Raw genomic sequence first — 26,695 nt, 5'->3', positions numbered from 1 at the left:
TATACATTACAAACACAATGACAGGGGATAATATATTTGTGACAAAAGAAAAAGATATAAATAAAATTATCCACTTTATATTATCAGAAGAAGTTGAAATAAAGAAACTTGAAGACTTAGAAAAAGTAGAAAAATACATACTAAACAAAATAAGTTAATAAAAAAGGTTTTGAAAATAAAGCGAATGTTTGGTAGAATAAAGAAGTAAGTGTTCGAATAATAAAATAGAGGTGAGTTAATATGAAAACTGTTGCTATAGTAGGATCTCAATGGGGAGACGAAGGTAAAGGTAAAGTTATAGACTATTTAGCTACACAAGCTGATGTAGTAGTAAGAGGACAAGGTGGAAATAATGCAGGACATACATTAGTTGTTGATGGAAAGAAATATGCATTACACCTAATACCATCAGGAGTTTTAAATCCAGAAACTATAAACGTAATAGGTAACGGAATAGTATTTGATCCAAAAGGATTTTTAGACGAATTAGCTAAACTTAATTCAGATAACATAGATACTAAAAATATAAAAGTAAGTGATAGAGCGCATGTTATATTCCCATATCATAAAGAATTAGATGCTTTAGCTGAAGAAGCTAGAGGGGATAATAAAATAGGTACTACTAAAAAAGGTATAGGACCTTGTTATATGGATAAAACAGAGAGATCTGGAATAAGAATATGTGATTTAATGGATAAAGATATATTTGCTAAAAAATTAAAAGCTCAAATAAATGATAAAAACAAATTAGTTAAAAATATATATGGAGCTGAAGAATTTGACTTCGATGCTATATATAATGAATACTTAGGATATGCAGAGCAAATAAGACCTTTCGTAGATGATACATCAGTTATAGTATATGATGCTATAAAAGCTGGAAAGAAAGTTCTATTTGAAGGAGCTCAAGGTACATTACTAGATTTAGATTTAGGTACGTACCCATACGTAACATCATCTCATCCAACATCAGGAGGTTTCTCTATAGGAGCAGGTGTTGGGCCAAATATGATAAAAGATGTTGTAGGTATAGTTAAATCATATACAACTAGAGTTGGAGAAGGACCATTTGTTACAGAGTTAAACGATGAAACAGGTGATAAAATAAGAACTCAAGGAAGAGAATTCGGAACAACTACTGGTAGAGCTAGAAGATGTGGATGGTTCGATGCTGTAATAGTTAGATATGCAGCTAGAGTAAATGGGTTAACTAGTATATCTTTAATGTTATTAGACGTTTTAAGTGGGTTTGATACAATTAAGATATGTACAGCTTACAAAATGGGAGATAAAGTATTAAGAGAATTCCCAGCATCATTAGAAGATTTAGCTAAATGCGAACCTATATATGAAGAGTTAGAAGGTTGGTCTGATGATTTAACAAAGATGGAAAATTACGAAGAACTTCCTGAAAATGCTAAAAAGTATATAGCTAAGATAGAAGAATTAGTTGGAGTTAGTGTTGATATGGTTTCAGTTGGACCAAACAGAGCTCAAACTATAATAAGAAAAAATATATTTTAATTTTATAATAGATAAAATCAAAAGTAGTTAATGAATTCATTAACTACTTTTTTTATTATATTAACTTATTAATATTTAATTTATTTAAAATATCCTTTTTGACTTTAAATCTTATAGTTTTTAAAGGATCTACAACTTGGCAAATTTCAATATCGCTAGTTAAGCTCAGAAGCATAACTAAATCATTTTTAGATAGGTTGGATTTAGTAAGTAAAATATCAAACATATTTTCAATAGCAATTTGATAAGCCTCATCTAATGTTTCAGCAGAAGCTATAGTATAATAAGCATCATCAGTTTCAACAATTGGATTGTTTAATTTAAAGTTATCAATTACTTCTACATGAACATTTACTAAAGCTCCAATTTCAGCACCACTTACTCCGATTTCACCATCGCCCATAACGGCGTGTATATCACCAATTGAAAGCAAAGCTCCCTCAATAAATATTGGAAGGTAAACACTAGATCCTTCAGCTATTATTTTGCAGTCCATATTTCCACCGTGGCTACCAGGAGTTCCACAATTTATACTTTCATTAGCTGGAGCAACACCTATAACACCAATCATTTTATTTAAAGGAAGTTCCAAATTTTTAAATAAAGCTTTATTATTTTCTATTTTTAAAATATTATGAGTCATAGTATCTAATCTATGGCCAAGAGCACCTACATCAGGACCTGCCATTGCAACTGCATCTCCTTGCAATTCAATAGATTGTATAGTAACTTTTAACGTTTGATTAGGCATTGCATTTTCTATATATAAAGGTCCCGTAGCTGGGTTTACTTTATCGAAATCTATTCTATCTAAATTATCAGTACTACATTTTACTTGATCGCACAAGCAATCATAAGTTTCAAATACTATATTACTTCCTGACTTTACTTTAATTACTGGTTTATTTAAATTTGAAAATGTAAATGTATGATTTTCTTTTTTTATAAAGTTCATAAATTTACCCCCTTTATTTAGTATATATATATTATATTACAAAAAATTTTATAAAAAAAATGAAAAAAGAAAATAAAAATAAAAATGAAATTTTGAATATTTTTATAAAAAATACATAAAATAATACGATAATTATAGGATTAAACCATTGAAAAATAGGGTATTTGAATAATTTAGTTAAAAAAATAAAAAAAAATCACAAAAAGTGTTGACGAAAGTTAACAAAGCTAATATAATAATATTTGTTGGTAAGGCGAACGAAAAAAGTCGAAACAACATCTCAGCCAAATATGATCCATTAGCTCAGTCGGTAGAGCACCTGACTTTTAATCAGGGTGTCCCGCGTTCGAGTCGCGGATGGATCACCATTTTAGGCCCATTGGTCAAGCGGTCAAGACACCGCCCTTTCACGGCGGTAACAGGGGTTCGATTCCCCTATGGGTCACCAATAGTTGTGGGACTATAGCTCAGCTGGGAGAGCACCTGCCTTACAAGCAGGGGGTCACAGGTTCGAGCCCTGTTAGTCCCACCATATATATGCGGCCTGGTAGTTCAGTTGGTTAGAATGCCAGCCTGTCACGCTGGAGGTCGAGGGTTCGAGTCCCTTCCAGGTCGCCAAAACACACATTGCTAGTGTGGCTCAACGGTAGAGCAGCTGACTTGTAATCAGCAGGTTGTAGGTTCGATTCCTATCACTAGCTCCATAAAAAGATGATCCATTAGCTCAGTCGGTAGAGCACCTGACTTTTAATCAGGGTGTCCCGCGTTCGAGTCGCGGATGGATCACCATTTTTTTTTGCAATAAATTAGGCCCATTGGTCAAGCGGTCAAGACACCGCCCTTTCACGGCGGTAACAGGGGTTCGATTCCCCTATGGGTCACCAGTTTTGGGATTATAGCTCAGCTGGGAGAGCACCTGCCTTACAAGCAGGGGGTCACAGGTTCGAGCCCTGTTAATCCCACCAGTTAAAAACTCTTGGATATTATCCAGGAGTTTTTTTGTGTTTAAAATAGTATTTCTTAAGGTTTATGGAAAAATTAGGTATAATAGTTATGTAAGAATATAAAAAAGATATATAGATACAGGGGATAATATGATAGAAATAATTTTATGTGAAGATCAAATACAACATCAGAAAACGATAGAAAAGTTTCTCAAACAAATGTTAGAAGAAAATAGTATTGAGTATAATTTAAAAATATATAAAAGTGGGGAAGAATTATTAAATAATTATCCTATAAATAGGGATATATTTATATTAGATATCCAAATGCAAAAAATAAATGGAATGGATGTTGCTAGAAAAATAAGAGAAATAGATAAAAATAACCCAGAAATAATTTTTACAACATCACTTATTGAATATATACAAGAAGGGTATGAAGTTAGGGCTTATAGGTATTTATTAAAGCCTATAAAATATGAAGAGTTAAAAAAACATATTTTAAGTTGTATAAATGAGATTGTAAATAAAAAAAACAAGTTTATATTAGTTGAAAATAAGAGTGAAACTTATAAAATAGACATATCAGATATAACATATATTGAAATACAAAGACAAGATATGAGCATACATACAGAAAATAAAATTTATGAAACAAAAATGACTATGGATAAAATAGAAGGAGAATTAGAAAATCATAATTTTTATAGGTGTCATAAAAGTTTTTTAGTAAATATAGATTATGTAGAAAATATAAAACAATATGTAGCTATACTTGAAAATAAAGAAGAAGTGTTGATAAGCAGACATAGATTTAAAGATTTTAAAAGTAGATTTTTAAGCTCATTAGGAGAAAAACTATGTTAGAATTTGATTTTATATCAAGGGTAACTATAGGTATAACTACATTTATTGAATATTTTATTTTTATAAAAATTTTAGATTCTATAGAAGAAAGAAGATATAAAAAAAGATATCTGGATATTATGTTTTTATTAATTGCAATTTTAGACTCCTCAATTATATTTAGCAGAGCAAGTGATTATTATGGTTTTATTAGTAATTTAAAATTCATATCGTTTATTTTATTTACAAAGTTAAATTATAAAATGAGTAATTTTAAAATTATATCATCTTATTTTATTTATACTATATCATATTATATTATTGAGCAGATAGTATTAACAATAGTGTCAATTTTTGTAACAGGACACTCTTTGTATGGAAATCACATATCAGAAAAAGATGCAGATATTATATTTACTGTGAATGATTTAATAATGATTTTTATAAATATAAATTATATTAATATAATAAAATTAATCAAAAATACTGATAAAGAAAAAGTAAGTATAATTGTCATTATAGGATGTATATTAAGTAATTTTATTATAGCAGTTATGAACAGTTTACCTTATGTTTCGAATATGAGAATTTTTATATCAGCTTATGATAATCTTATGATATTTAATTCTAATATAACTCCTAAATTGTCTTTTATGAGTAGTATTTTGCTTACAATGGTAGTTTTTAAAGCCATCAAAGCTATAAAAGATAAGAATGAAGAAAATTTATTAAAAGAAAAAATAGATATGCAATATAAATATTATTTAAATTTACAAGAAACTCAAAATAAAGTAAAAAGGCTTTATCACGATATGAGTAATCACATGATGTGTATAAAAACTATGAGTTCAGAACAAGAAGATTTAAATAAATACATAGATGGAATTAGTAAAGATTTAAATGAATTTGAAGAAATATATGATACAGGAAATATGATACTAGACATTATATTAAATGAGAAACAAGCCAAATGTAATGAAAATAATATAAACTTATGCTGTGATATCAATTTTTCAAAATGTAGTTTTATCGAAATGACAGATGTATGTAGTATATTTTCCAATATACTAGATAATGCCATAGAAGCGTGTAATAAAATAAGCAATGGTGAAAAATATATAAAAATAAGAGGAACAGTAGTAAAATCATACTATGTTATACGATGTGAAAACTCCAAAATAAACAAAGTAAAAATGAGAAACAATAAAATAATAACTAGTAAAAAAGATAAATTCATTCATGGAATAGGTTTGAAAAGTGTTAAATCATCATTAAAAAAATATGATGGAGAGTTAGAAGTAAATGATTTTGAAAATGAGTTTTTGGTACAAATTTATATACCAATAAATTAAAACATGACAGTTGGGGATGAAAAAGTACCAGTTGTACTATAAATATTGAAGCAAAAATAGTAAGGTGTTATCTTTTAAACATAAAAGATAACACCTTTTTATATTTAAGAAAAACTGTCTAATATTCGTAGATAAGTAATACAACATATAGTTATCATCAAAATATTAAAATGAGTGTTGCAAAGGGGGCAGGTATATTTTGAAAATTAGTTTTAAGTTAGCGATTGCTTATATGAAGGAGCAAAAAGGAAGAACTATAGCACTAATAACAAGTATAGCACTAGCGGTAATATTAGTTTTTGCATTAAATGTTATACCAGAAACGAAAAATAAATTTGAAATTGAACAAGCATATAAAAACTTTAGTGACTATCATATTGAATACAGTGATTTAGAAAATGATATAGTTGGTAAGTTAAAAAAAGATAAAGAAGTAACTGAAATTAATGATGTATTGGACCTAGGGAAAATTGTAGGAAAAAATGGAACATCACTACAATTAAATTCGTATAGTAAAGATTTTTTAGACTCTTATGGATATGAATTAATAAAAGGTAATGAACCCAAAAATACAAATGAAATAGTGCTAGAAGAAAAAGCATTGAAAGAAATGAATTTAAGTGATGATTTAAATCAAGAAATTAATTTTAAAATTGTAGAATACTATGTAGATAAAAATAATGAGAATCAAATATTTAGTAAGGATAAAAAATTTAAATTAGTTGGTATAGTTAAAAAGCCAGATGAATTTTATAAGAAATCAAGAGGATTTACTGAAGAAAATGAAGACCATGGAGTAAAGGCTTTTACAAAAGATAATTCAAATGAAGATATTTTGCCAAATAAATTGGTTACTCATAATGGTACCTTAAATTTAAATACATCAGAACCTAACTTTGGGAAAGCTTATGAAATGATAAATAAGTATGGGTTAGATGATTTTAGATTTAGAGTAAATGTGGGATTGACAGATGCATTAAACGATTATAAAGAGTCAAAGACAACATTATATACAATAAGACAAAAAGTATACCCTATGATAGCAGCGACACTAGTTATATGCAATATATTTGGTATTGTTCTTATAGATATGACAAAACAAATAGGAATATTAAGATCAATAGGTTTACCAAAAAATAAAGTAAGGTTTATGATAATAATTGAAAGTTTTATCGTTTCAATACTAGGGATTTTACTGGGATTTTTATTAGGAATAATAGCATCCTATGCAGGATTTTTTATTATTTATGGAAAATTTGCTAATTTGTATATAAGCACAGCTAGCATATTAGAGCCTATGATAATGGCTAGTATAGCTGTAATTATATCTAGTATAGTGCCCATATACAAAATTGGGAAAATATCTCCAGTAGAAGCAATTAGAAACAGTGACAAAGTTAACAAAAGACAAAAAAATAGATTTTATTATAGATTAATAAGAAAACTATTTGGATTTACAGGAGAGATGGCTTATAAAAACTTATGGAGAAATAAAGTGAGAACTATATTATGCATATTATCTGTAAGTTTAGGCGGTATGCTTTTTATAGATAATATAGCTACGGGAAAGACTATGGATAATAATTTAGATAGTAGTAGCATGCCTATTATGATGATGGGTAATAGTGATATAAAGTTATCTCATAATCCTAATAATACAAATTTAAACTTTACTAAATACAGTGAAGATGAAATAGAAAAAATTTCGAAAATAAAAGAAGTAAAAAATGTAAATCCAATTATAGAGTTAAATGGATATTTTTTAACAAATTCCAAGGATTTAACCTCAAAATATAAAAAATCAAATGGAATAACTGATGAAAATAAAAAGTTAGAAGAATCTTTAGAAGTTGAAGGCCACAATAATGATAGTTTAAAAAACTTAGAAAAGTATATTGAGGAAGGAAAAAATATAAATAATAAAAGCAAAGGGGAATACCCAAAAGCTTTAGTAACAAATTATTTTTATTCTGATGCATCTCCACATACAAAGTTACTTAACAATATGAAAGTAGGAGATTTGATAGATATAAAAATACCTGTTATAAAAAACAATAAACTAGAGTATAAAAATGAAAAAGTAGAGGTTGCTGGAATTTTAAATGGACGATATGTTCTAGAAGAAGGTGGTCTTTCTAATGGAATGAAAGTTATATTAAAGGAAGATGATTTTAAAAATATAAGTGGAATGAACAATTATAATAGAGTTAATATACAAATTGAAAAAGGTAGCGATGAAAAAGTTGCAAATGAAATAGAAAATATCATAAAAAATAATTCATTTTCAAATATTGAAAGTAAGCATAATTATAAAAATTACTATATTAAACAAACTGAAGCACACACTAAAGAAACATTGGTAATAGTAGCTTTGATACTTTTAATATCTTCTATAAACATATTGTGCATAATAAAAGCTAATATAATGACTAGAATGAAAGAACTTTCAACATTAAGAGCTATAGGAATGAGTACTAAAAAGCTCAAAAATATGATTATAAAAGAAAACTTAATGTATGCTGTATTTGGATCTATAATAGCTAGTGCATTTGCAACATATAGTATTTATGATTTTGTAAAACTTACAAATGAAATGCACAAACAAGGATTAGGAACAGGCGAAGCTACGAAGTTTAAGTTACCAATATTTGAGAGCATGGAGTTCTTTATAGCATCTATAATAATATGTTTAATAGGAGTGTTTTTATGTAAAAAGAAAATAGAAAAAATGAGCATAGTAGAAGGATTGAATACAAATGAATAAAGGTGGAGATTGTATGGAGAATGTATTAGATATAATAAATTTAAATAAAATTTATGGCAAGGGTGAAAATAAAGTACAAGCATTAAAAGATATAAATTTATCTATAGAAAAAGGCAAATTTACAGCGATAATAGGGCCTAGTGGAAGTGGTAAAAGTACACTTTTAAACTGTATAGCAGGATTAGATAATATATCATCAGGAAAAGTTCTTTTAAATGCAAAAGATATTTCGACTTTGAATGATAACAGTCTATCGAAATTAAGAAGTGAGGAGTTTGGGTTTATATTTCAAAGTTTTAACTTAATACCAGTTATAAATATATATGAAAATATAATACTTCCAATATCAATAGATGATAAAAAAGTAGATAAAGAATACATAGATAACATAATTGATAAGTTAGGACTTAAAGATAAAATTAATAAATTCCCAAATGAATTGAGTGGAGGGCAACAACAAAGGGTTGCAATTGCAAGAGCTTTAGCTAACAAACCTAAAATAATATTTGCAGATGAGCCAACAGGAAATCTAGATAGTAAAACAACAGAGGAAGTTATGGATTTATTAGAATGTTGCATAAAAGACTTTGGACAAACATTAGTTATGATAACTCATGATAATGAAATAGCGAAAAAAGCAGATGTATGTATTAAAATTCAAGATGGAGAAGTTATAGAAAAATAATACAAATGAAATAAAAAAATGGCTAAGATAGAAAATACTTAGATTTTCTACTTAGCCATTTTTTGTTCCCATCTTAAATCATTACCTATAAACTTAACCATTCTAAATCTATCAAATATTCTAGAAAATATCCTTTGAGTATAAATATCACCAAGTTGCATAGGTGATAAATTAGTAGAAATAATAGTTTTCTTTCCTGATAATAGTCTAGTATTTAAAATATTGAATAATTCACTATTAGTAAATGAGTTAGTTAACTCAGTTCCTAAGTCGTCTATTATTAATAAATCACAATTAAACAAATTAGCATAATTATCTTTAGTTATATGTTCATCTGTATTTTTAAACTTATAATCTTCGATAATCTCAAACATTTTAAATGCAGTTTGATAAATTACTAGATAACCTCTATCTAAAAGTTCTCTTGCAACACAGTTAGACATAAAACTTTTACCAAGCCCTGTATCACCATAGAAAAGCATATTTTCATCATTATCTTTGTCAAAGTTTATAACAAAACCTTCGCATATAGATAATATTTCTAATATATTTTCTTGAGGAGATACACCTGAAGAATCTTCTCTTTTAGTGGAAAAAATAGATCCATCAAATGTTGAAAAGTTTTGGTTATGAAGAACTCTAGATAAATTAGACATATTATAAGCTTCATTTACTATTTTTTGTTTTAAACAGTTGCATTTGTGACCATTTGATAAGAATCCTGTATCTTTACAAATAGAACATTCATGCTTAAGATTTAAAAAGCCTTGAGGAACTTTATTATCTAAAAGAAGAAGCTCCTTCTTTTGTTTTAATTCGTTCATTCTTATTTTAGTTTCATTTAAAATAGAATCCTTATCCTTAGGATTTAGAAGCACTAATTTAGCTAATTTTAAACCTATTGTACCTATTTCATCATCTATTGCTTTAATTTCAGGTATTCTAGAGTAAACTTTCTTTTTTCTTTCTTGTAACTCACGCTCCGATTTTTCTCTTGTTCTTTCATAAGAAGTAAGTATTTCTCTTAATGTTGATTCTTTCATACAATCACCTACCTAAAATATGTTATCTAAATTTACCCTTTTGACTTTCTTGAAGCATTTTTTCCAACTCATCTGGACTATACTTATTAAAAGTCTGATTTATATTATGGAATCTAGTTTTAACTTGCTTAACATTATTTTTATTTGCATTTGAATTAGCTTTCTTAACTTCGGCTTTATGCTTAAACTCTTCTTCAGATAAACTTAAATCTTCTAATGTTTTAATATTTTTCTCATTCCAACTCTTAACAATACCATTAATATAAGATATTGAAGGGTTAGAAATATTTTTAGATTTAGAACAAGCTTCTAAGATAAGTTCTATATCAAATTTATATTTATCAAACCAAGTATCCATAAGATCTTTTTCTGATCTTGTAGGTTGTCTAGAGAATCCAAGTTCATTAAATACTGTTTTATACATCATGAATCTTTTACTTCTTTCAACAAAACTATTTTCAACTTCTTCAGGTGTATAAATACTAGCATCATACCAATTTCTAATAACACCTTCTATATAACTTACAGGTTTTGAAGTTCCTGTTTTATCCTTAACATGTTCATAAGCACATAAAATCATGTCTGTGCTCATATTATATTTATCCATCATATCTAAAATTGAAATTTTTTCACCAGGTTGAAGGTGTCTTCCAACAACTTGATTTATAGAATTAAACATTTTTCTAATTTGAGGATTTTCACCTGCTGAAACAATACTATTGACATCTGATTTTATAGAATGATTTGTATTTAATAGGTTGTCCATATATATCTTTTTCAAATCTAAAAATTCTATGGAAAAACTAAAATCATCATTACCATCATTTTTATGTTTTTTTATTAATTTTTTCTCTTCCCAGAACTCCCAAGCTGACAATACATCAGATAACGGTATATTTAAATTCATTGCAATAGAACTATTATTAAACTTAGGGTTAGAAGTCGCATCGCAAGCATATCTATAGCCTAACAAATAAACTTGTACGTATAATCCATTAGCCATAGGCATAAATATATCTATAAATATGTTGTCGATAGTAGTTTGACCTAAATCTATTTCGTTGACTTCTTTAAAAAACATTTCATCACCTCAAATTGATTATATCATAAAATCTATTACAAATTATGATGTAGAGAATTAAAAAAAATATTCATAAAATACAAATGGGGAGGAATTTAATTGATTATTGATTTTAGAAAAAAGGCTCGAAAAAAAACATCATTTTTTATAGTTGCTGTATTATTGTTATGTAGTCTAGTTTATTTTAATAAAGAATCTGATAAGCCAGTTTCAGATATAAAAAATAAAGATATAAATACATATACAATGGATGTTATATTTGAAGATGAAGTAAAAAGATTAATATGTAATCAGAATATAAAATACGTAAATAAAAGCAAAACACAATTAAGAAGTATATATTTTCATATATACCCAAATGCTTTTTCAAAACAAGAATATGCACCATTTGAAAAAACTCAGATGAAACAAGCATATCCTAATGGTTTTAATGAAGGGTATATAAACATTCAAAATATATTAATTAAAGATGAAAAAGTAAAATACAATATTGAGGGTGAAAAAGAAGATATACTAGAAGTAAAACTTAATACTCCATTAAAACCAAATGAAGAAGTTTCAATAGATATGAAGTTTAATATAAAGTTACCAAACTCATCTGGAAGATTTGGATATGGAGATGATACAATAAATATTACTAACTGGTTCCCGATATCGTGCGTATATGATGATAGAGGATGGAATTCTAAGAGTTATGAAAGTATAGGAGATCCATTTTATAGTGATATAAATAATTTTAAAGTTACACTATTGGCTCCATCTAAATATAAAATAGGAAGTACTGGTAAAGTTAGTGAATTAAAGACTGATAAGAAAAAAACTATGCACACAATAGAAGCTAATAATGTTAGGGATTTTGCGCTTATTTTAAGTGATAAATTTTATGTGAAAAAAGACTACACAAGGGATATAGAAATTTCAACTTATAATTTAAATAATAAATACTCAGAAATCAGCACAAAAATCGCTAAAGATTCAATAGAAATATTTAGCGATATGTTTGGAGCTTATCCTTATAGTACATATTCAGTTATAGCAAGTGATTTTTATATAGGGGGTATGGAATACCCTAATATATCAATGATAGACAAAAATTTATATTCTAATAAAAATAAATTTTTATTAGAATATGTCATAGCTCATGAAACGGCTCACCAATGGTGGTATGGTGCAGTTGGGAATGATGAGTTAAGTGAACCGTGGATAGATGAAGCACTAACTGAATATTCAACTATACTTTATTTTGAAAAAAAATATGGAAAAGATACATCAGAAAGGATAATGGATACAATGGATGTTCAAACAAAATCTTATTCTAGCAAAGATATATTTAAAGCTACAAATCAATATAAAAACTCAACAGAATATAGTTTGAATGTTTATGCTAAAGGTGCTGTTATGTTTCATAAGATAAGAGGAGAAGTAGGAGATAAGTTATTTTTTGACGTTTTAAAGGAATATTATGAAACGTATAAGTTTAAAAATGTAAATGGAGCACAATTCGTTGAATTATGGAAAAATAATGGAGTAGATATAGATAAAATAATAGGTAAATATAAGTAAATTTGAAATAGAGTCTTAAAAAATAATTTAAGGCTCTCTTTTTTTGGTATAATATAATTTATGATTATTAAAGAAAGAGGTGACCGCATGCTAGAATACAGTTCTATAGGAAGTGGAAGTAGCGGAAATTGTCATTATATTGGATGTAAAAACACTAAGGTTCTAGTAGATGCAGGCCTTAGCGGTAAAAGGATAACAAATAATTTAAAAGATTTAGATATAGATGCAAAGACGATAAAGGCAATATTTATAACTCATGAACATTCAGACCATATAAAAGGAGCGGGGATTTTATCTAGAAAATTAGATATACCTATATTTGCTAATGTAAAAACTTGGTGTGCGATGAAAGATAAAATAGGGGATATAAAAGATAAAAATATGAAGGTTTTTGAAAATGATAAAACTTATGCTTTAGATGATTTAATAGTAAGACCATTTTCAACATCTCATGACTCTGCAGATTCTGTAGGTTATAACTTTTACAATGATAAGCAAGAAAAAATTTCTATTGCGACAGATATAGGGTGTATAACTGAAAATTTAAAGAAACATCTTTTTAAATCAAAGTTAGTAGTTTTAGAATCTAATTTTGACCCAAATATGTTAATGATGGGTTCATATCCATATGCTTTAAAGAAGAGAGTTATGTCAGAGACTGGACATTTATCAAATGAAGAAGCTGCTAAGTTTTGCGTAGAATTAGTTAATCAAGGTACGGAATCTATATTGTTAGCACATTTAAGTAAAGAAAATAATTTTCCTGAGTTAGCATATGAAACATCTAAGGGAATATTACTTCAAAACAATATGATAGTTGGACAGGATCTTAAGTTAGATGTTCTTTTAAGAGAAGATGCATCAGATATATATAGATTATAAGGATTGGAGAGGTTTATGAATATAACTGTAATAAGTGTTGGAAAACTTAAAGAAAAGTATTTAAAATTAGGAATAGAAGAGTTTAGTAAGCGATTATCAAAGTATTGTAAATTAGATATGATAGAGCTAGATGATGAGAAGTGTCCTGAAAATTTGAGTGAAAAGGATATGGAGATTGTAAAAAATAAAGAAGGTCAAAAGATTCTATCAAAGATAAAAAACAATAGTTATGTTATAGCTTTAGCTATAGATGGAAAGAACTTGTCATCTGAGGAGCTAGCAGACACTATAAGTAAGTTGGCAGTAAGAGGTAATAGTCATATAACATTTGTTATAGGAGGATCTTTAGGACTAGCAGATGACGTTTTAAAAAGAGCTGACTATAAGTTATCTTTTTCTAAGATGACATTTCCACATCAAATGATGAAACTGATACTTTTAGAGCAAGTTTATAGAGCTTTTAGAATAAATAATAATGAACCGTATCACAAGTAAGGAAGCATGGTGTATTATTAATCAATATGAGTTTTAAATTTATATTCAGGAAGAGGATCTATAATGAAGAAACCAATTTATAGAACGTGGATAAGGGTAAATAAAATAATTACTTTTTTTGCAATTTCTATTTTATTAATATTAATATTATTCATGCCAATTAATTTATATTTACGTATTATTGCTAGTCTTTTACTATTACCATTTTTATATATTTTATTTATAATATCATATTCTTACTACCAATTTTCTGATAAAGGTGGAAATTTTCAATCTAAAATACACAATTTGATTATAAAGAATATTAGTTATAAAGAAAATGTAAAAATATTAGATATAGGTGTAGGCAGTGCTTCACTTATAACTAAGCTAGCAAAATCATTTATTAAATCATATCTTGTAGGAATTGATTATTGGGGAGATGATTGGGAATATTCAAAACAAATTTGTGAAAGTAATGCTGAATATGAAGGTGTATTAGATAGAATTAATTTTATAAAAGCAAGTGCATCTAATTTACCATTCAATGAAAATGAATTTGATATAGTAGTAAGTTGCTTAACTTTTCATGAAGTAAAAGATGAGACTGATAAAATAAAAGTGTTGAAAGAAGCTTTAAGAGTTCTTAATAGAAATGGAGAGTTTGTATTCTTAGATTTATTTCTTGATGAAAAAATATTTGGAAAGAATGAGGATTTTTTTAATACTATTAATTCACTTGAAATTTCAGAGGTTAAAGTTGAAAAGCTTCAGAATGTAATTAAGTTACCATCTATATTATTGCATAAAAAGGTATTAGGAAATGCTGTGATTATTTGTGGTAAGAAAAATTAATTAAAATAAAAGTGAGCTCTGTAGAGTAAAATAAGGAGAAGAAGGATTATAACTTGATTATAAACATTCTTCTCCTTATTTTATTTAGTTATATATTTAAATATTAGATAAGGAAATTATATTAGTAATATTGTAGTTTGAAAAATTATCAAATGATAATTTTCATAATCAAAAATTCAAGTTGATCCTACCATTAGGATGGAGTTTATAATAAATTTACGGAGGATACAAATGAACAATCAAATTTTAATAGGTGATTTTGTTAAATTAACAAGAAGTATATTAAAAACTATTTTATATTACCCTAAAATTAGGCTATTATTTATTCTAAAGTACATAAATTATAAAGATAATTAGATTGACTATTGATGGTCTAGGGTATTAGAATAATCCTATAATAAAAGAAAGGATTAAAATATGAAAAAAATATTTAAATTATTTAGTTTATCAATTTGTATTGTAGCAATGGGTTTATTTTTTGTAGGGTGTAGCAAAGGTCCTTCTCAAGAAATAAGTTTTCTTAATTACGGAGAAAATATAGACCAAGAAACTATAAAAGAATTCGAGGGAAAATATGGTATAAAAGTTAATGTTGAAACTTTTGATGATATGGAAACAATGTATCAAAAAATTAGTAAAGGCGGAGTAAAATATGATGTTATTTTAGTATCGGATGCCTTAATGCCAAGAATGATTAAGCAAAATCTTATTCAAGAGCTAAACAAAGATAATATACCTAATATATCTCAAATGGATAAAGATTACTTAAATCTTCAAATTGATCCAGGTAACAAGTATTCAGTTCCATATATGTTTGGAACAGTCGGACTTATTTATAATAAAGACGTAGTAAAAGAAAAGGTAGATAGTTGGGATATATTATGGAATGAAAAATATAAAGACAAAATTTTTATGTTTGATACTTATAGAGATACGATAGGAGCAGCTTTAAAAAAACTTGGATATTCATTAAACTCAACTAATCCAAAAGAAATTGAAGAAGCTAAGGAATTATTACTAACTCAAAGAAAATTAGTAAATCCAATATATGGTGTAGATAATGGAACTACCATGATTCCAGCAGGAGAATCAGATATAAATATGATTTGGTCGGGAGAAGGATTAAACCTTCAAGATGAAAATCCTAATTTAGTTTATGTAGTACCTAAAGAGGGTGCAAACTTCTGGATTGATAGTTTATGTATACCTAGTAACGCTAAAAATGTTGAAGGTGCTGAAAAGTTTATAAACTTTGTAAGTGATAAGGAAAGTGCATTAAGAATAGCTGATGAAATTGGATATACAACTCCAAATAAAGAAGCTAGATTAAAACAACCAGAGTCGGTTAGAAATAATCCTAATGCATATATGCCTAAAGAAATAATGGATAGATGTGAAATATATGAAGATTTCCCTATGGATGTAAAAAAAATATATGATAATGCATGGGTAAATATAAAATCAGAAAATTAAAGCAAATAAGGAAAAACTAATAAAATGTTTTTCCTTATTTTTATATAGAAAATTTTTTGTGAATTTGGTTAATATTAAATCTATATATTGATACTAAGAGTATTTAAAATATATAATTAAATGAATAATAAAGGATTTTACTCTGAAGCGGAGGGAATATTTTAACATGGAAAAGACATTGTATGATTATATAGAAATAATTAAGGAATTGCCTATAAAGGATAAGTATACAAAAGAAGAACTGTTAACAGAAAAATTTTTAATTGAAAGAGAAGGCAATATTGAAATTTACTATGCTCCACATAATGAGTATCTAAATCCTAAGGCTAAGATATTTATTATAGGTATAACTCCGGGATTCCAACAAATGAGTACAGCTATATCAACAGCGAGGAAAGAATTAGAATTAAGCGATGATATTGAATCGATTCAATATAAGTGCAAGGTTGCAGGAAGATTTAGCGGCAGTTTAAGAAAAAATATAATTAGTATGTTAGATGGAATAAAACTTAATGAAGCATTAAATTTAAATAGTTGTAGTGAGCTTTTTCAAGAAAAAGACTATTTACTTCACACAGTTTCATTAATTCCATATCCTGTATTTGTAAAAAAACAAAACTACACAGGTCATACGCCTAAATTAATTAAAACTGATTTTTTAATGAAATATGTTTATGGAAATTTTATAAATGAACTTGAAAGGATTGAAAATTTCAGAGATATATTATTAATACCTTTGGGTAAAGCTGTGGAAGAAGTTTTAGATAAATTAAGGGATGAAGGCATTATAAGTGAAAATCAAATACTTACAGGATTTCCTCACCCATCAGGAGCTAATGTAAATAGAATGATCCAGTTTGAGCAAAACAAAGAAGATATGATGAAAACTATCAAAGAAAAACACTATTGTTAGCTAATTTTTTTATAGGGTATAAATTATAAATAGAATAAAAATTTATGATAAAACTATATAAAGATGGGGGAAAAGCCAAATGAAAATTATATTACATGTAAATCAATTAAACAGATGGAATATGGCATTAGGGAATATAGAAAATTTATTAAATTTAGATCCGGATATAAAATTAGAGATGTTAGTGCATGGAGAAGCTATAGTAAACTATACTAAAGAAAAAGCTGATGATTTGAAAATATATGATACGTTAAGAGAACTTGCAGAAAAAGGTGTCGTATTTGCTGCATGCAATAATACCTTAAATAAGTTGGATATAAGTGTTACGCAGTTATGTGACTTCATTGAAATTGTACCAGCTGGAGTAATGGAGCTTGCAAAAAAACAAAGTGAAGGGTTTTATTATATAAAACCATAGAAAGGATTAAAATATGCAAATTTTATATTTTCTTGTTGCAATTATATCTACAATAATAGGTTCATCAGTAGGTATAGGTGGGGGAGTTATAATAAAACCCGCACTAGATGCTTTAAGTAGCTATTCTCTTCCTACTGTAAATTTATTATCATCATCAACGATATTTGTAATGTCTATAGTTACGGTTGTTTATCAACTAAAGAAAAAAGATAAAATAAACCCTAAGAATACAATTGTAGTTGCTACAGGTTCTATTATTGGTGGAATAGTTGGGCAGAAAATAATGAATCTGTTAGTATCAACAGGAATTAATATGAGTATTATCAACAATATTCAAAGTATAATGCTGATATTAATATTGTTGATAGTTTTTCTTTACATGAAAAATAAAGAAAAAGTTAAAACTTATAATATTAATAATATATTAATAATTGGAATTTTAGGTTTAGTATTAGGCTCTATATCTGCATTTTTAGGTATAGGAGGAGGACCAATTAATGTAGCTGCATTTACCATATTGTTTTCTATGTCGGCAAATGAAGCAGCAAGGAATTCTATACTAGTTATATTTTTTTCTCAAGGAGCTAAAATTTTTTCAATTGCAGCAACGACAGGTTTTTCAAGTTATAATTTAGAAATGTTACCTGTAATGCTTATTGGTGGTGTTATGGGAGGAATACTTGGATATAGATTAAATAAATCTGTTTCGGAAAAAAATATAATAAAAATATTTAATATGGTACTTATATCTATAATTTTATTAAATATATATAATATCTTTAAATAGCTTTATATAAAGTGAAAATTAATGCATATACGATATAAATTGTATAAAATGCTAAGTTTTATAGCTATATTATATGAATATTTGTCAATATGAGAAGACTATGATATTATATAGTCCTATGAACAACTAGAATTACAAAGATGAACGGAGGAAATTAAATTATGGAAACTTTACCAAATTGCCCAAAATGTAACTCAGAATATACTTACGAAGATGGAAGTCTTTTAGTTTGTCCAGAATGTGCTCATGAGTGGAGTGCAGAAGCTTCAGCGGAAGAAGTAGTAGTTATAAAAGATGTAAATGGAAATGTATTAAATGACGGAGATGCTGTAACAGTAGTAAAAGACCTTAAAGTAAAAGGAAGTTCTTCTTCTATAAAAATAGGTACGAAAGTAAAAAGCATACGTTTAGTTCCAGATGCAGCAGATGGACATGATATAGAGTGTAAAATAGATGGTTTTGGAGCTATGAAATTAAAGTCTAGCGTTGTTAAAAAAGCATAATTAAATTTCAAAAGCTAGAAAGAATTAATCAAAATAAAAAGCACTAATCTGTATAGATTAGTGCTTTTTATTTTGATTAATTCTTTAATAGATAAAATATCACGCTAAGAATTAACTTATCACGCTATTTTATCTATTAATTATTATATTTTTAGTATAATATAGTAGTCATAAAGAATCAATATGAAATAATAAATAATAATAACAAATAATAAATAACAATAAAAAAATCGTGAGGTGAAAAAAGTTGTTTTTAGAGGAACGATATGAAAAAACTATAGAAATAGTTAAAAAAAATGGGAGAGTAAAAGTTAAAGATTTAGCAAAATTATTTGATGTAACAGAAGATTGCATTAGGAAAGATTTAAAAGAGTTAGAGGTAAGAGGACATCTAAAAAGAGTATATGGAGGAGCTATTACACAGAGAAACCATAATGATATTAAAAATGTAGACGAAAGAAAGAATATAAATACAGAAGAAAAAAAATCAATAGCTTTAAAAGCTATTGGGTTGATAGAAGATAAAGATATAATATTTTTAGATACATCTACTAATAACTTAGAACTTGCAAAAGAGTTAAATAAAACAAATAAAGAAATTACAGTAGTAACTAATATGATAGAAATAGTGTTAGAATTAAAAGTGAATAGAAATATAAAAGTAATTTCTATAGGTGGTGAATTCAATAAAGAGGTTGAAGCTATAGTGGGTGCAGCAGCTGATAGATATATCAGAAAATTTACTTATGACAAAGCTTTTATAGGTTTGTGTGGAATCAACAGAGAAACTGGGTATATAAGTACCATTAACCTAGAAGATGGAAATACTAAAAAAACTATAATTGAATGTTCTAATAAAAATTATTTAGTAATGGAGAATGAAAAATTCAATTATGATGAGTTTTATAAGTTTGCCACTTTAGAGGAAATAACAGGTATCATAACAGAAGAAGAAGTAATAAAATAAATAGTACATTAAATTTAATACATAAGGAGAGAAGATTTATGAATATAGCTATCATGGCATGTAGAAAACTTACTAATAAGTGTAGTGGAACAGGGTGTTTTGACGCCTATAATGATTCTAAGTATGCATTTGAGTGTTACAAGGAAGAAAAACCAGTACTAAGTAGCTTTTTTTATTGTAGTGGCTGTAAAAAAACAATATTTGAAGATGAAGATTGGGAAAATAAAATAAATCAACTTAAAAAAAGAAATGTAGAAGTAGTACATTTAGCATTATGTACAAAGATAGAATGTAGAAATTATGAAAAACATGAAGAACTTTTAAAAAAAGAAGGATTTAAGGTTATACATGGAACACACAAGTAAATTAATATAATCAATTAAAAGTGGATTCAGGCAGATGATGAAATGAAAATATTTGAAATTGGATACAGAGGGGAAAGTATGGTGGACAGATATAATGGTGATTGATTGTATGGAATGGCACTATAGAGATAGTTATCCAGAGGGGATAGATAAAGTACATGCAGCTACACATATGGGTATGTTTATAGCATGGATTATAGAGAATAATTTAGAGAGTGAAGCATTAAAACAAAAATACCAAATAGATATATACAGAGTAAGACAAAGAAAAATTACAGGTAGAGAATTTTTCTTAAATAATTGTAATACTTTACTTGAAGATAAATTTATAGATAAAAAGGTATTAGAATTTACCTTAGGATATTATCTAAGTAGTAGAGAAGATTATTGTCAGTACATAGCAGATTATAATGAAGTATTTAAAAATGATAATTTAAATTCATCTTATGAAGTAAGTGACACATGGGAAAATTACTACCGAATTTTCCATGTTATAGACAATCGATATAGTAATTGGAAAAAACTAAAAAATTAATTTAAAAGACTATCTTGAATAACTATCTATATGGATACATACCAAGATAGTCTTTTTATTTATATATTAAGCATTTTGTAAATTTTCCTTACCTATTCCTTTTTCTACTAATTTTTCTAACATATCTATAGTCATTTTACTTAGATCATATTCAAATTTGAATCCCCACTCATTTATAGCAGAAGTTGGATCTATAGAGTTTGGCCAAGATTGAGCTATTGATTGACGAACTGGATCAACATCATATCCAAACTCAAACTCAGGCATATGCTTTTTAATTTCAGCCGCTATCTCTTCAGGCGAGAAATTCATAGCAGTTATATTAAATGCATTTCTATGAACTAATTTAGAACTATCAGCTTCAAGTAAATCAACTACAGCTTGAAGGGCATCTGGCATATACATCATATCCATTTTAGTTCCTTGTGCTATAAATGAATCATATTTTTTATTTTTAAGTGCTTCATAATATATATCAACAGCGTAATCAGTAGTACCACCACCAGGAGGTGTTACATAAGATATAAGTCCTGGGAATCTTACACTTCTTGTATCTACTCCAAATTTGTTAAAATAATAATCAGATAATAATTCTCCTGCTACCTTAGTTACTCCATACATCGTGTTAGGTCTTTGAATAGTATCTTGAGGTGTTAAGTCTTTTGGTGAATTAGGACCAAAAGCAGCTATAGAGCTAGGTGCAAATAATGTAGCATTAGTTTCTTTTGAAACTTCTAAAGCATTTACTAGTCCACCCATGTTTAACTGCCAAGCAAATTGAGGTTTTTGCTCTCCAACAGCAGAAAGTAGAGATGCTAAATGTATTATAGTATCAGCATTATGTTTTTTAGCTAATTTCCCCATAGCATCCATATCCATAACATCTAAAGTTTCAAATAAACCATCATTAACTACTGAGCTACCTTCCATAACACGTATATCAGTAGCTAAAACATTATCTTTACCATATTCTTTTCTAAGTTTAGCTGTTAACTCAGAACCTATCTGACCTAAAGCTCCTGTTACAAGAATTTTTTTCATAAAGTTACCCCCTACATAATTAAATAAAATATTTTTATATAACTCCTAATTCCTTACCTACTTTTTCATATATAGCTAAAGCATTATCTAACATTTCTTTAGTATGAGCTGCTGTTGGCATATTTCTAACTCTTCCAGTTCCCTTTGATACAGTTGGGAATACTATAGATTTTGCATAAACACCTTCCTCTGCTAATCGCTTGCTAAATAATTGAGTTTTAGCTTCATCGCCTATAATACAAGGAGTTATAGGTGTTTCACTATTTCCTATATTAAAACCTAAAGATTTTAAACCATCTTTAAGGTAATTTCCATTTTCCCATACCTTAGAAACTAAATTATCATCTTCCATAAGTATTTTGATAGCTTCTGTACAAGAGGCAGCGGCACCTGGAGTTAATGAAGTTGAAAATAAGAAAGGTCTGCCTCTCACTTTTAACCAGTCTATTAAATCTCTAGAACCTGCAACATATCCACCAACGACACCTATAGCTTTCGATAAAGTCCCTATTTGGAAATCAACTCTATCAGATAAGCTGAAGTGTTTGCAAGTTCCTGCACCTTTACCAGTTACACCAGAACCATGAGCATCATCAACATAAGTTATTAAATCAAATTCCTCTGCGATTTCAACTATTTCAGGAAGTTTAGCTATATCTCCATCCATAGAAAATACTCCATCAGTTATAACCATTATTTTTTTATATTGTCCACTTTCTCTAGCTTCCTTAGCTTTAGATCTTAAATCATTCATATCAGAATGTTTGAATCTGATTACTTTCGAACCTGACAATTTGCAACCATCTATTATTGATGCGTGATTAAGTTCATCTGACAAAATTGCATCATTTTTATCCATAACACCTTGTATAGCTCCCATATTACAATTAAATCCAGATTGAAAAGCTATAGCAGCTTCCGTACCTTTAAATTTAGCTATAGTTTCTTCTAAAATATCGTGAACTTCTAGAGTTCCATTTATTGTTCTTACAGCACCAGCACCAGCACCATATTTTTTTGTAGCATCTATATTTGAATTTATTAATCTTTCATTTGTAGCTAGTCCAAGATAATTGTTTGATGACAAATTGATAAGATTTTTTTCATTTATTTTTATAATAGGACCATTTGAACTTTGAAGAGAATCGATTTTATTATACAATCCTTTAGATTTTAGTTCATTAAGATTTTCATTAAGAAAATTAGATAAAGCTTTATTTTTTACACTGGTATCTAAACTCATACAATATCCCCCTAAATTTAATTATTATACTAATATAAGTTTAAGTTTTAAATTCGCTAATTGTAAATAATAATCGAAAGTCAAATAATTGTAATAAAGCACAAAAATTACCAACAAACAACATGAATGTAAAATAAAGGATATAATACTAAAAAAACTATGTAAAATATTAAGAAATTTGCTATTAAAATGATATGAAATTTGATATTCTAATAAGTGCTTTTCAAAAACAACTTTGACAACGAAAGAAGGAATGACAGTATGAGCAATTTTGATTTTTTAAAAGGATTAAAGGAGTACATCATTGTTACTATAGGAGTTATTTTAGTAGCTATAGGTATACAATACTTTTTTGCACCTAATAATATAGCTGCGGGTGGATTAAGTGGATTAGCGCTTATAATAAATTATTACTTACCTAACTTATCGATAGGAACTATAATATTTTTAGGTAATTTAGTATTATTTGCAATTGCATTTGTTTTAATAGGTGGAGATTTCGGATTAAAAACTATATATGCAAGTTTTATGTTATCAATAGTAATAGAGTTTATGGATAAGATATTACATTCCACAGCATTAACAACAAATTTATTATTAGCAGTTTTATTAGGAACATTAGTAACGGCAGTTGGATTAGCTATGGTATTTGCTATTAATGCATCTACAGGAGGAACAGATATATTAGCTAAAATTTTAAATAGATACTCAACATTAAATATAGGAATATCACTTTTAATAGTAGATCTTTTTGTAGCTATAATAGGTGGATTTACTTTTGGATTAGAAAAAGGAGTATACTCCATGTTAGTTATAGTTTTGAATGGATTATTAATAGATAGAGTAATAGCAAAAATAGAGAAGAAAAGAGTACAAAATATAGTATTGGAAGAAGAAAAATTAAAGGAAGTAGCTTAGGGTTTATGCCCATGCTACTTCTTTTTATATACACTGAATTTATTTACTTATATAGTTTTTATTTGCTTGTTCCCAATTAACTACATTCCACCAGTTTTCTATATAGTCACTTCTTTTGTTTTTGTACTTAAGATAATAAGCATGTTCCCAAACATCTATTGCTATTATTGGTTTTAAACCTAAAGAAATTGGTGTGTCTTGATTTGAAGTAGACATTATTGATAGATTTCCTTTAGAATCTGAAACAAGCCAAGCCCATCCAGAACCAAATCTAGATAATGCAGATTTATTAAACTCTTGTTTGAAATTATCGAAAGATCCAAAACTTGTTTCTATAGCTTTTGATAACTCTCCTAAAGGTTTTCCACCTTTATTAGGACCCATAATAGTCCAAAAGAAATCATGATTATAAACACCACCGCCATTATTTATTATATTTTGTCTTATATCATTGGGCAGTGAGCTGGTATTGGTTAATAATTCTTCTAAGGTTTTATTGGATAGATTAGGATATGAAGATAATGTTTTATTCAAGTTATCTACATATGCTTGATGATGTTTATCATGATGAATAATCATGGTTTCCTTATCTATGTAAGGCTCAAGTGCATCATATGAATAAGGTAAAGGCATCAAAGTAAACTTAGAATCTTCTTTTGGATTAGAATAAGATATACTTGAAAATAGTAATAGGCTTAAAGTTATAAAGCTAAATATAAATTTGTATTTTTTCATATAAATCACCTCATAACATAGTATGTTCAAAAAAGATAAATGAATTTAAAGTTTTCCTGGGAAATATTTGGATAAAGGTTTAATGTAGAATGAATTAGATTGATATAAAGGTCTATAATTTTGAATAATATATATTCTATTATATTTTTAAATCGGCTGTTAACAATGGTTACATAGCGTTAATTATTGTTTTATATATTGTTAAGTATTATGAAATAAATAAAAAACTTTCTTAATTAAATTAAGGAAGTTTTTTATTTGTAATTATAAATATGAAAGACAATGGAAATAATATCTAAATAAGAAGGGAGATTGGAAATATGAAAAAAGTTATAATAGTTGGAGCTGGAATAGGTGGACTTTGTACTGGGATACGATTACTAAAAGAAGGATACAAAGTTGAAATAATAGAAAAAGAAAATAAAGTTGGAGGCAAGGTGAATCAAATAAATGAGGGTGATAGCAAGTTTGATTTAACGGCAACTATACTTATGACTCCACAAATATATACTGAATTATTTACTTATATAAATAAAGATTATACAAAATATATAGATTTAATTAAGCTAGATACTATGTACAAAATATTTTATGATGATAATACCACTTATGAAATTTATGGTGATATTAGTAAAACTATAAGATTTTTAGAAAATATAGATAATGATATAGCTAGAAGTTACTTAGATTTTATTTCTAATACTTACAAAAAATATTTAATTTCAAATGAGGAATTTCTAGAAAAGTCGATGGTTGAGTTTAGAGAAATGGTGAATTTTAAAAATTTGAAATATGCTATAAAAGCAAATCCTATATCAAGTGCAGACAAGTACATATCTAAATATATAAAAGATGATAAATTAAGAGATTCTATTATTTTTCAAACTATGTATATTGGCATAAATCCATATAAAACATCGAATTTATACACGTTGATACCTACAATATCTCAATTATATGGTCTGTGGTATATAAAAGGAGGTATGTACTCTTATGTAACTGCATTGGAAAAAGTGTTTAAAGAAATGGGGGGGAATATTTATTTAAATACAGAAGTAAATGAAATTCTTATAAAAGAACATAAGGTTTTAGGGGTAAATACAGATAGAAAAAAATATAGTTCAGATATAGTAGTTTGTAATGCTGACTTTCCATATGCTTTAAAAAATTTAGTAAAACAAGATATTTATAAGGATTCATATAATCAAAATAAAATTGATAAAATGAATTACTCTTGTTCCACGTTTATCATGTATATAGTACTTAAAAAGAAATATAAAAATTTAAAAGTACATAATATTTATAGAGGTAAAAAATTCAAGGAAAATATAGAGGCTCCATTTAAAGGTGAAATACCTAAAAATCCATCTTTATATATGTATTGTCCTAGTAAGGTAGACAACAGCATGTGCGAGAAGGGAAAGGAAATTATAAATATTATGATTAGAGTTCCAAACTTGGCTTATGAAAATATAAAATGGGATAGGGTATTAATAAAAGACATTAGAGCTAAGGTAATAAACTCTATAAAACAAATTAAAGGTATGGAAGACATTGAAAAAAATATAATTTATGAAAATTATTTAACACCCAAAGATTTAGAAGAAAAATTTAATGCATATAATGGTTGTGCCTTTGGGATTGGACATAATTTAAATCAAGTTGGGTATTTTAGACCACATATAAGATCAAAAAGTGTAAAAGGTTTGTATTTTATTGGATCTTCAACTCATCCAGGAAATGGAGTATCCGTTATTATAAATGGTAGTAAAGTAGTTGTAGAAGAGATACTAAAAAACAGTTAACTATGTAATATAGCTAACTGTTTT

The 26,695-nt window shown here is 27.2% G+C and carries 26 protein-coding genes and 8 tRNA genes; 28 read left to right on the top strand and 6 right to left on the bottom strand.

What is annotated here, in order from left to right; translation table 11 throughout:
• Nucleotides 1–240: 240 nt before the first annotated feature.
• On the top strand, nucleotides 241–1,524 hold the full coding sequence (locus ACRCYC_RS16670; RefSeq protein WP_438620225.1) for an adenylosuccinate synthase: 1,284 nt from the start codon (nucleotides 241–243) through the stop codon (nucleotides 1,522–1,524).
• Between the two features lie 55 nt (nucleotides 1,525–1,579).
• Here the strand turns inward: ACRCYC_RS16670 and ACRCYC_RS16665 are convergent, their stop codons facing one another.
• On the bottom strand, nucleotides 1,580–2,479 hold the full coding sequence (locus tag ACRCYC_RS16665) for an acetamidase/formamidase family protein (protein WP_438620224.1): 900 nt from the start codon (nucleotides 2,477–2,479) through the stop codon (nucleotides 1,580–1,582).
• 292 nt (nucleotides 2,480–2,771) lie between these two features.
• On the opposite strand from ACRCYC_RS16665, the gene ACRCYC_RS16660 reads away from it, so the two are divergent.
• The 12 genes from ACRCYC_RS16660 to ACRCYC_RS16605 all read left to right on the top strand — a co-directional run bounded on the left by ACRCYC_RS16660 (nucleotide 2,772) and on the right by ACRCYC_RS16605 (nucleotide 9,070).
• Nucleotides 2,772–2,847, top strand: a tRNA-Lys gene (locus ACRCYC_RS16660).
• A 5-nt stretch (nucleotides 2,848–2,852) separates the two neighbouring features.
• Nucleotides 2,853–2,927: transfer RNA gene (locus ACRCYC_RS16655), tRNA-Glu, on the top strand.
• 8 nt (nucleotides 2,928–2,935) lie between these two features.
• Nucleotides 2,936–3,011, top strand: a tRNA-Val gene (locus tag ACRCYC_RS16650).
• A 9-nt stretch (nucleotides 3,012–3,020) separates the two neighbouring features.
• A tRNA-Asp gene (locus ACRCYC_RS16645) sits at nucleotides 3,021–3,097 on the top strand.
• 11 nt (nucleotides 3,098–3,108) lie between these two features.
• Nucleotides 3,109–3,183 (top strand) — tRNA-Thr (locus ACRCYC_RS16640).
• A gap of 9 nt (nucleotides 3,184–3,192) precedes the next feature.
• A tRNA-Lys gene (locus ACRCYC_RS16635) sits at nucleotides 3,193–3,268 on the top strand.
• Nucleotides 3,269–3,288: 20 nt separating this feature from the next.
• Nucleotides 3,289–3,363 (top strand) — tRNA-Glu (locus ACRCYC_RS16630).
• Nucleotides 3,364–3,368: 5 nt separating this feature from the next.
• Nucleotides 3,369–3,444, top strand: a tRNA-Val gene (locus tag ACRCYC_RS16625).
• A gap of 129 nt (nucleotides 3,445–3,573) precedes the next feature.
• Complete coding sequence (locus ACRCYC_RS16620) at nucleotides 3,574–4,290, top strand: LytR/AlgR family response regulator transcription factor (RefSeq protein ID WP_438620223.1); 717 nt, start codon at nucleotides 3,574–3,576, stop codon at nucleotides 4,288–4,290.
• Nucleotides 4,284–5,621 carry a GHKL domain-containing protein gene (locus ACRCYC_RS16615; RefSeq protein WP_438620222.1) on the top strand — a complete coding sequence of 446 codons (1,338 nt, stop codon included), beginning with the start codon at nucleotides 4,284–4,286 and terminating at the stop codon, nucleotides 5,619–5,621. Before ACRCYC_RS16620 ends, ACRCYC_RS16615 begins: the two co-directional genes overlap by 7 nt.
• Before the next feature lie 199 nt (nucleotides 5,622–5,820).
• Nucleotides 5,821–8,385, top strand: a complete 2,565-nt coding sequence (locus tag ACRCYC_RS16610; protein WP_438620221.1) for an ABC transporter permease — start codon at nucleotides 5,821–5,823, stop codon at nucleotides 8,383–8,385.
• Nucleotides 8,386–8,398: 13 nt separating this feature from the next.
• Nucleotides 8,399–9,070 (top strand): ABC transporter ATP-binding protein, encoded by a 672-nt coding sequence (locus ACRCYC_RS16605; RefSeq protein WP_438620220.1) that lies wholly within the window; start codon nucleotides 8,399–8,401, stop codon nucleotides 9,068–9,070.
• 47 nt (nucleotides 9,071–9,117) lie between these two features.
• Here the strand turns inward: ACRCYC_RS16605 and ACRCYC_RS16600 are convergent, their stop codons facing one another.
• Nucleotides 9,118–10,113 (bottom strand): ATP-binding protein, encoded by a 996-nt coding sequence (locus ACRCYC_RS16600; RefSeq protein ID WP_438620219.1) that lies wholly within the window; start codon nucleotides 10,111–10,113, stop codon nucleotides 9,118–9,120.
• A gap of 22 nt (nucleotides 10,114–10,135) precedes the next feature.
• Complete coding sequence (locus tag ACRCYC_RS16595; protein ID WP_438620218.1) at nucleotides 10,136–11,194, bottom strand: DnaD domain protein; 1,059 nt, start codon at nucleotides 11,192–11,194, stop codon at nucleotides 10,136–10,138.
• A 99-nt stretch (nucleotides 11,195–11,293) separates the two neighbouring features.
• On the opposite strand from ACRCYC_RS16595, the gene ACRCYC_RS16590 reads away from it, so the two are divergent.
• From ACRCYC_RS16590 to ACRCYC_RS16530, 13 genes are all read left to right on the top strand, one after another.
• Nucleotides 11,294–12,757: a M1 family metallopeptidase gene (locus tag ACRCYC_RS16590; protein WP_438620217.1), complete on the top strand. Its 1,464-nt coding sequence runs from the start codon at nucleotides 11,294–11,296 to the stop codon at nucleotides 12,755–12,757.
• Between the two features lie 87 nt (nucleotides 12,758–12,844).
• Nucleotides 12,845–13,639 carry an MBL fold metallo-hydrolase gene (locus tag ACRCYC_RS16585; RefSeq protein WP_438620216.1) on the top strand — a complete coding sequence of 265 codons (795 nt, stop codon included), beginning with the start codon at nucleotides 12,845–12,847 and terminating at the stop codon, nucleotides 13,637–13,639.
• A 15-nt stretch (nucleotides 13,640–13,654) separates the two neighbouring features.
• Nucleotides 13,655–14,134 carry a 23S rRNA (pseudouridine(1915)-N(3))-methyltransferase RlmH gene (gene rlmH / locus ACRCYC_RS16580; RefSeq protein ID WP_438620215.1) on the top strand — a complete coding sequence of 160 codons (480 nt, stop codon included), beginning with the start codon at nucleotides 13,655–13,657 and terminating at the stop codon, nucleotides 14,132–14,134.
• A gap of 63 nt (nucleotides 14,135–14,197) precedes the next feature.
• A complete protein-coding gene (locus tag ACRCYC_RS16575; RefSeq protein WP_438620214.1) occupies nucleotides 14,198–14,968 on the top strand; it encodes a class I SAM-dependent methyltransferase in 771 nt (256 codons plus the stop codon).
• Nucleotides 14,969–15,199: 231 nt separating this feature from the next.
• Entirely contained in the window at nucleotides 15,200–15,325 is a 126-nt protein-coding gene (locus ACRCYC_RS16570; protein ID WP_438620213.1) for a hypothetical protein, read from the top strand.
• Between the two features lie 60 nt (nucleotides 15,326–15,385).
• The gene (locus ACRCYC_RS16565) at nucleotides 15,386–16,441 is read left to right on the top strand and encodes an ABC transporter substrate-binding protein (protein ID WP_438620212.1); all 1,056 of its coding nucleotides are present in this window, start codon (nucleotides 15,386–15,388) and stop codon (nucleotides 16,439–16,441) included.
• Nucleotides 16,442–16,607: 166 nt separating this feature from the next.
• The gene (locus ACRCYC_RS16560) at nucleotides 16,608–17,354 is read left to right on the top strand and encodes a hypothetical protein (RefSeq protein ID WP_438620211.1); all 747 of its coding nucleotides are present in this window, start codon (nucleotides 16,608–16,610) and stop codon (nucleotides 17,352–17,354) included.
• A gap of 79 nt (nucleotides 17,355–17,433) precedes the next feature.
• Entirely contained in the window at nucleotides 17,434–17,772 is a 339-nt protein-coding gene (locus tag ACRCYC_RS16555) for a DsrE family protein (RefSeq protein ID WP_438620210.1), read from the top strand.
• Nucleotides 17,773–17,785: 13 nt separating this feature from the next.
• Complete coding sequence (locus ACRCYC_RS16550; protein WP_438620209.1) at nucleotides 17,786–18,559, top strand: TSUP family transporter; 774 nt, start codon at nucleotides 17,786–17,788, stop codon at nucleotides 18,557–18,559.
• Between the two features lie 161 nt (nucleotides 18,560–18,720).
• Nucleotides 18,721–19,062, top strand: coding sequence for a zinc ribbon domain-containing protein YjdM (locus tag ACRCYC_RS16545; protein WP_438620208.1), 342 nt, complete (start codon nucleotides 18,721–18,723; stop codon nucleotides 19,060–19,062).
• 247 nt (nucleotides 19,063–19,309) lie between these two features.
• Complete coding sequence (locus ACRCYC_RS16540; RefSeq protein ID WP_438620207.1) at nucleotides 19,310–20,029, top strand: DeoR/GlpR family DNA-binding transcription regulator; 720 nt, start codon at nucleotides 19,310–19,312, stop codon at nucleotides 20,027–20,029.
• A 38-nt stretch (nucleotides 20,030–20,067) separates the two neighbouring features.
• Nucleotides 20,068–20,394 (top strand): CGGC domain-containing protein, encoded by a 327-nt coding sequence (locus ACRCYC_RS16535; RefSeq protein ID WP_438620206.1) that lies wholly within the window; start codon nucleotides 20,068–20,070, stop codon nucleotides 20,392–20,394.
• 52 nt (nucleotides 20,395–20,446) lie between these two features.
• The gene (locus tag ACRCYC_RS16530) at nucleotides 20,447–20,929 is read left to right on the top strand and encodes a DUF7832 domain-containing protein (RefSeq protein WP_438620205.1); all 483 of its coding nucleotides are present in this window, start codon (nucleotides 20,447–20,449) and stop codon (nucleotides 20,927–20,929) included.
• Between the two features lie 66 nt (nucleotides 20,930–20,995).
• Here ACRCYC_RS16530 and ACRCYC_RS16525 read toward each other — a convergent pair whose 3' ends face one another.
• Nucleotides 20,996–21,970, bottom strand: a complete 975-nt coding sequence (locus tag ACRCYC_RS16525; protein WP_438620204.1) for an L-threonine 3-dehydrogenase — start codon at nucleotides 21,968–21,970, stop codon at nucleotides 20,996–20,998.
• Nucleotides 21,971–22,004: 34 nt separating this feature from the next.
• Nucleotides 22,005–23,213, bottom strand: coding sequence for a glycine C-acetyltransferase (locus ACRCYC_RS16520; RefSeq protein ID WP_438620203.1), 1,209 nt, complete (start codon nucleotides 23,211–23,213; stop codon nucleotides 22,005–22,007).
• Between the two features lie 261 nt (nucleotides 23,214–23,474).
• Between ACRCYC_RS16520 and ACRCYC_RS16515 the strand changes: the two genes are divergently transcribed.
• Nucleotides 23,475–24,131, top strand: coding sequence for a YitT family protein (locus ACRCYC_RS16515; protein WP_438620202.1), 657 nt, complete (start codon nucleotides 23,475–23,477; stop codon nucleotides 24,129–24,131).
• A 39-nt stretch (nucleotides 24,132–24,170) separates the two neighbouring features.
• On the opposite strand, the gene ACRCYC_RS16510 is transcribed toward ACRCYC_RS16515, so the two are convergent.
• The gene (locus ACRCYC_RS16510) at nucleotides 24,171–24,866 is read right to left on the bottom strand and encodes a superoxide dismutase (RefSeq protein ID WP_438620201.1); all 696 of its coding nucleotides are present in this window, start codon (nucleotides 24,864–24,866) and stop codon (nucleotides 24,171–24,173) included.
• 320 nt (nucleotides 24,867–25,186) lie between these two features.
• Between ACRCYC_RS16510 and ACRCYC_RS16505 the strand changes: the two genes are divergently transcribed.
• Nucleotides 25,187–26,671, top strand: coding sequence for a phytoene desaturase family protein (locus ACRCYC_RS16505; protein WP_438620200.1), 1,485 nt, complete (start codon nucleotides 25,187–25,189; stop codon nucleotides 26,669–26,671).
• The last annotated feature ends 24 nt before the right edge of the window (nucleotides 26,672–26,695 follow it).

The organism is Paraclostridium sp., assembly GCF_051657365.1.
Classification (GTDB): domain Bacteria; phylum Bacillota; class Clostridia; order Peptostreptococcales; family Peptostreptococcaceae; genus Paraclostridium.
This window is presented reverse-complemented; position numbering and strand designations above follow the sequence as displayed.

Coding starts and splice junctions, on each gene's coding strand:
- ACRCYC_RS16595 (WP_438620218.1), bottom strand. CDS start 11,194: ATGTTTTTTAAAGAAGTCAACGAAATAGATTTAGGTCAAACTACTATC.
- ACRCYC_RS16565 (WP_438620212.1), top strand. CDS start 15,386: ATGAAAAAAATATTTAAATTATTTAGTTTATCAATTTGTATTGTAGCA.
- ACRCYC_RS16575 (WP_438620214.1), top strand. CDS start 14,198: ATGAAGAAACCAATTTATAGAACGTGGATAAGGGTAAATAAAATAATT.
- ACRCYC_RS16670 (WP_438620225.1), top strand. CDS start 241: ATGAAAACTGTTGCTATAGTAGGATCTCAATGGGGAGACGAAGGTAAA.
- ACRCYC_RS16600 (WP_438620219.1), bottom strand. CDS start 10,113: ATGAAAGAATCAACATTAAGAGAAATACTTACTTCTTATGAAAGAACA.
- ACRCYC_RS16615 (WP_438620222.1), top strand. CDS start 4,284: ATGTTAGAATTTGATTTTATATCAAGGGTAACTATAGGTATAACTACA.
- ACRCYC_RS16525 (WP_438620204.1), bottom strand. CDS start 21,970: ATGAAAAAAATTCTTGTAACAGGAGCTTTAGGTCAGATAGGTTCTGAG.
- ACRCYC_RS16545 (WP_438620208.1), top strand. CDS start 18,721: ATGGAAACTTTACCAAATTGCCCAAAATGTAACTCAGAATATACTTAC.
- ACRCYC_RS16665 (WP_438620224.1), bottom strand. CDS start 2,479: ATGAACTTTATAAAAAAAGAAAATCATACATTTACATTTTCAAATTTA.
- ACRCYC_RS16510 (WP_438620201.1), bottom strand. CDS start 24,866: ATGAAAAAATACAAATTTATATTTAGCTTTATAACTTTAAGCCTATTA.
- ACRCYC_RS16585 (WP_438620216.1), top strand. CDS start 12,845: ATGCTAGAATACAGTTCTATAGGAAGTGGAAGTAGCGGAAATTGTCAT.
- ACRCYC_RS16505 (WP_438620200.1), top strand. CDS start 25,187: ATGAAAAAAGTTATAATAGTTGGAGCTGGAATAGGTGGACTTTGTACT.
- ACRCYC_RS16560 (WP_438620211.1), top strand. CDS start 16,608: ATGGAAAAGACATTGTATGATTATATAGAAATAATTAAGGAATTGCCT.
- ACRCYC_RS16555 (WP_438620210.1), top strand. CDS start 17,434: ATGAAAATTATATTACATGTAAATCAATTAAACAGATGGAATATGGCA.
- ACRCYC_RS16535 (WP_438620206.1), top strand. CDS start 20,068: ATGAATATAGCTATCATGGCATGTAGAAAACTTACTAATAAGTGTAGT.
- rlmH (WP_438620215.1), top strand. CDS start 13,655: ATGAATATAACTGTAATAAGTGTTGGAAAACTTAAAGAAAAGTATTTA.
- ACRCYC_RS16520 (WP_438620203.1), bottom strand. CDS start 23,213: ATGAGTTTAGATACCAGTGTAAAAAATAAAGCTTTATCTAATTTTCTT.
- ACRCYC_RS16515 (WP_438620202.1), top strand. CDS start 23,475: ATGAGCAATTTTGATTTTTTAAAAGGATTAAAGGAGTACATCATTGTT.
- ACRCYC_RS16570 (WP_438620213.1), top strand. CDS start 15,200: ATGAACAATCAAATTTTAATAGGTGATTTTGTTAAATTAACAAGAAGT.
- ACRCYC_RS16550 (WP_438620209.1), top strand. CDS start 17,786: ATGCAAATTTTATATTTTCTTGTTGCAATTATATCTACAATAATAGGT.
- ACRCYC_RS16620 (WP_438620223.1), top strand. CDS start 3,574: ATGATAGAAATAATTTTATGTGAAGATCAAATACAACATCAGAAAACG.
- ACRCYC_RS16605 (WP_438620220.1), top strand. CDS start 8,399: ATGGAGAATGTATTAGATATAATAAATTTAAATAAAATTTATGGCAAG.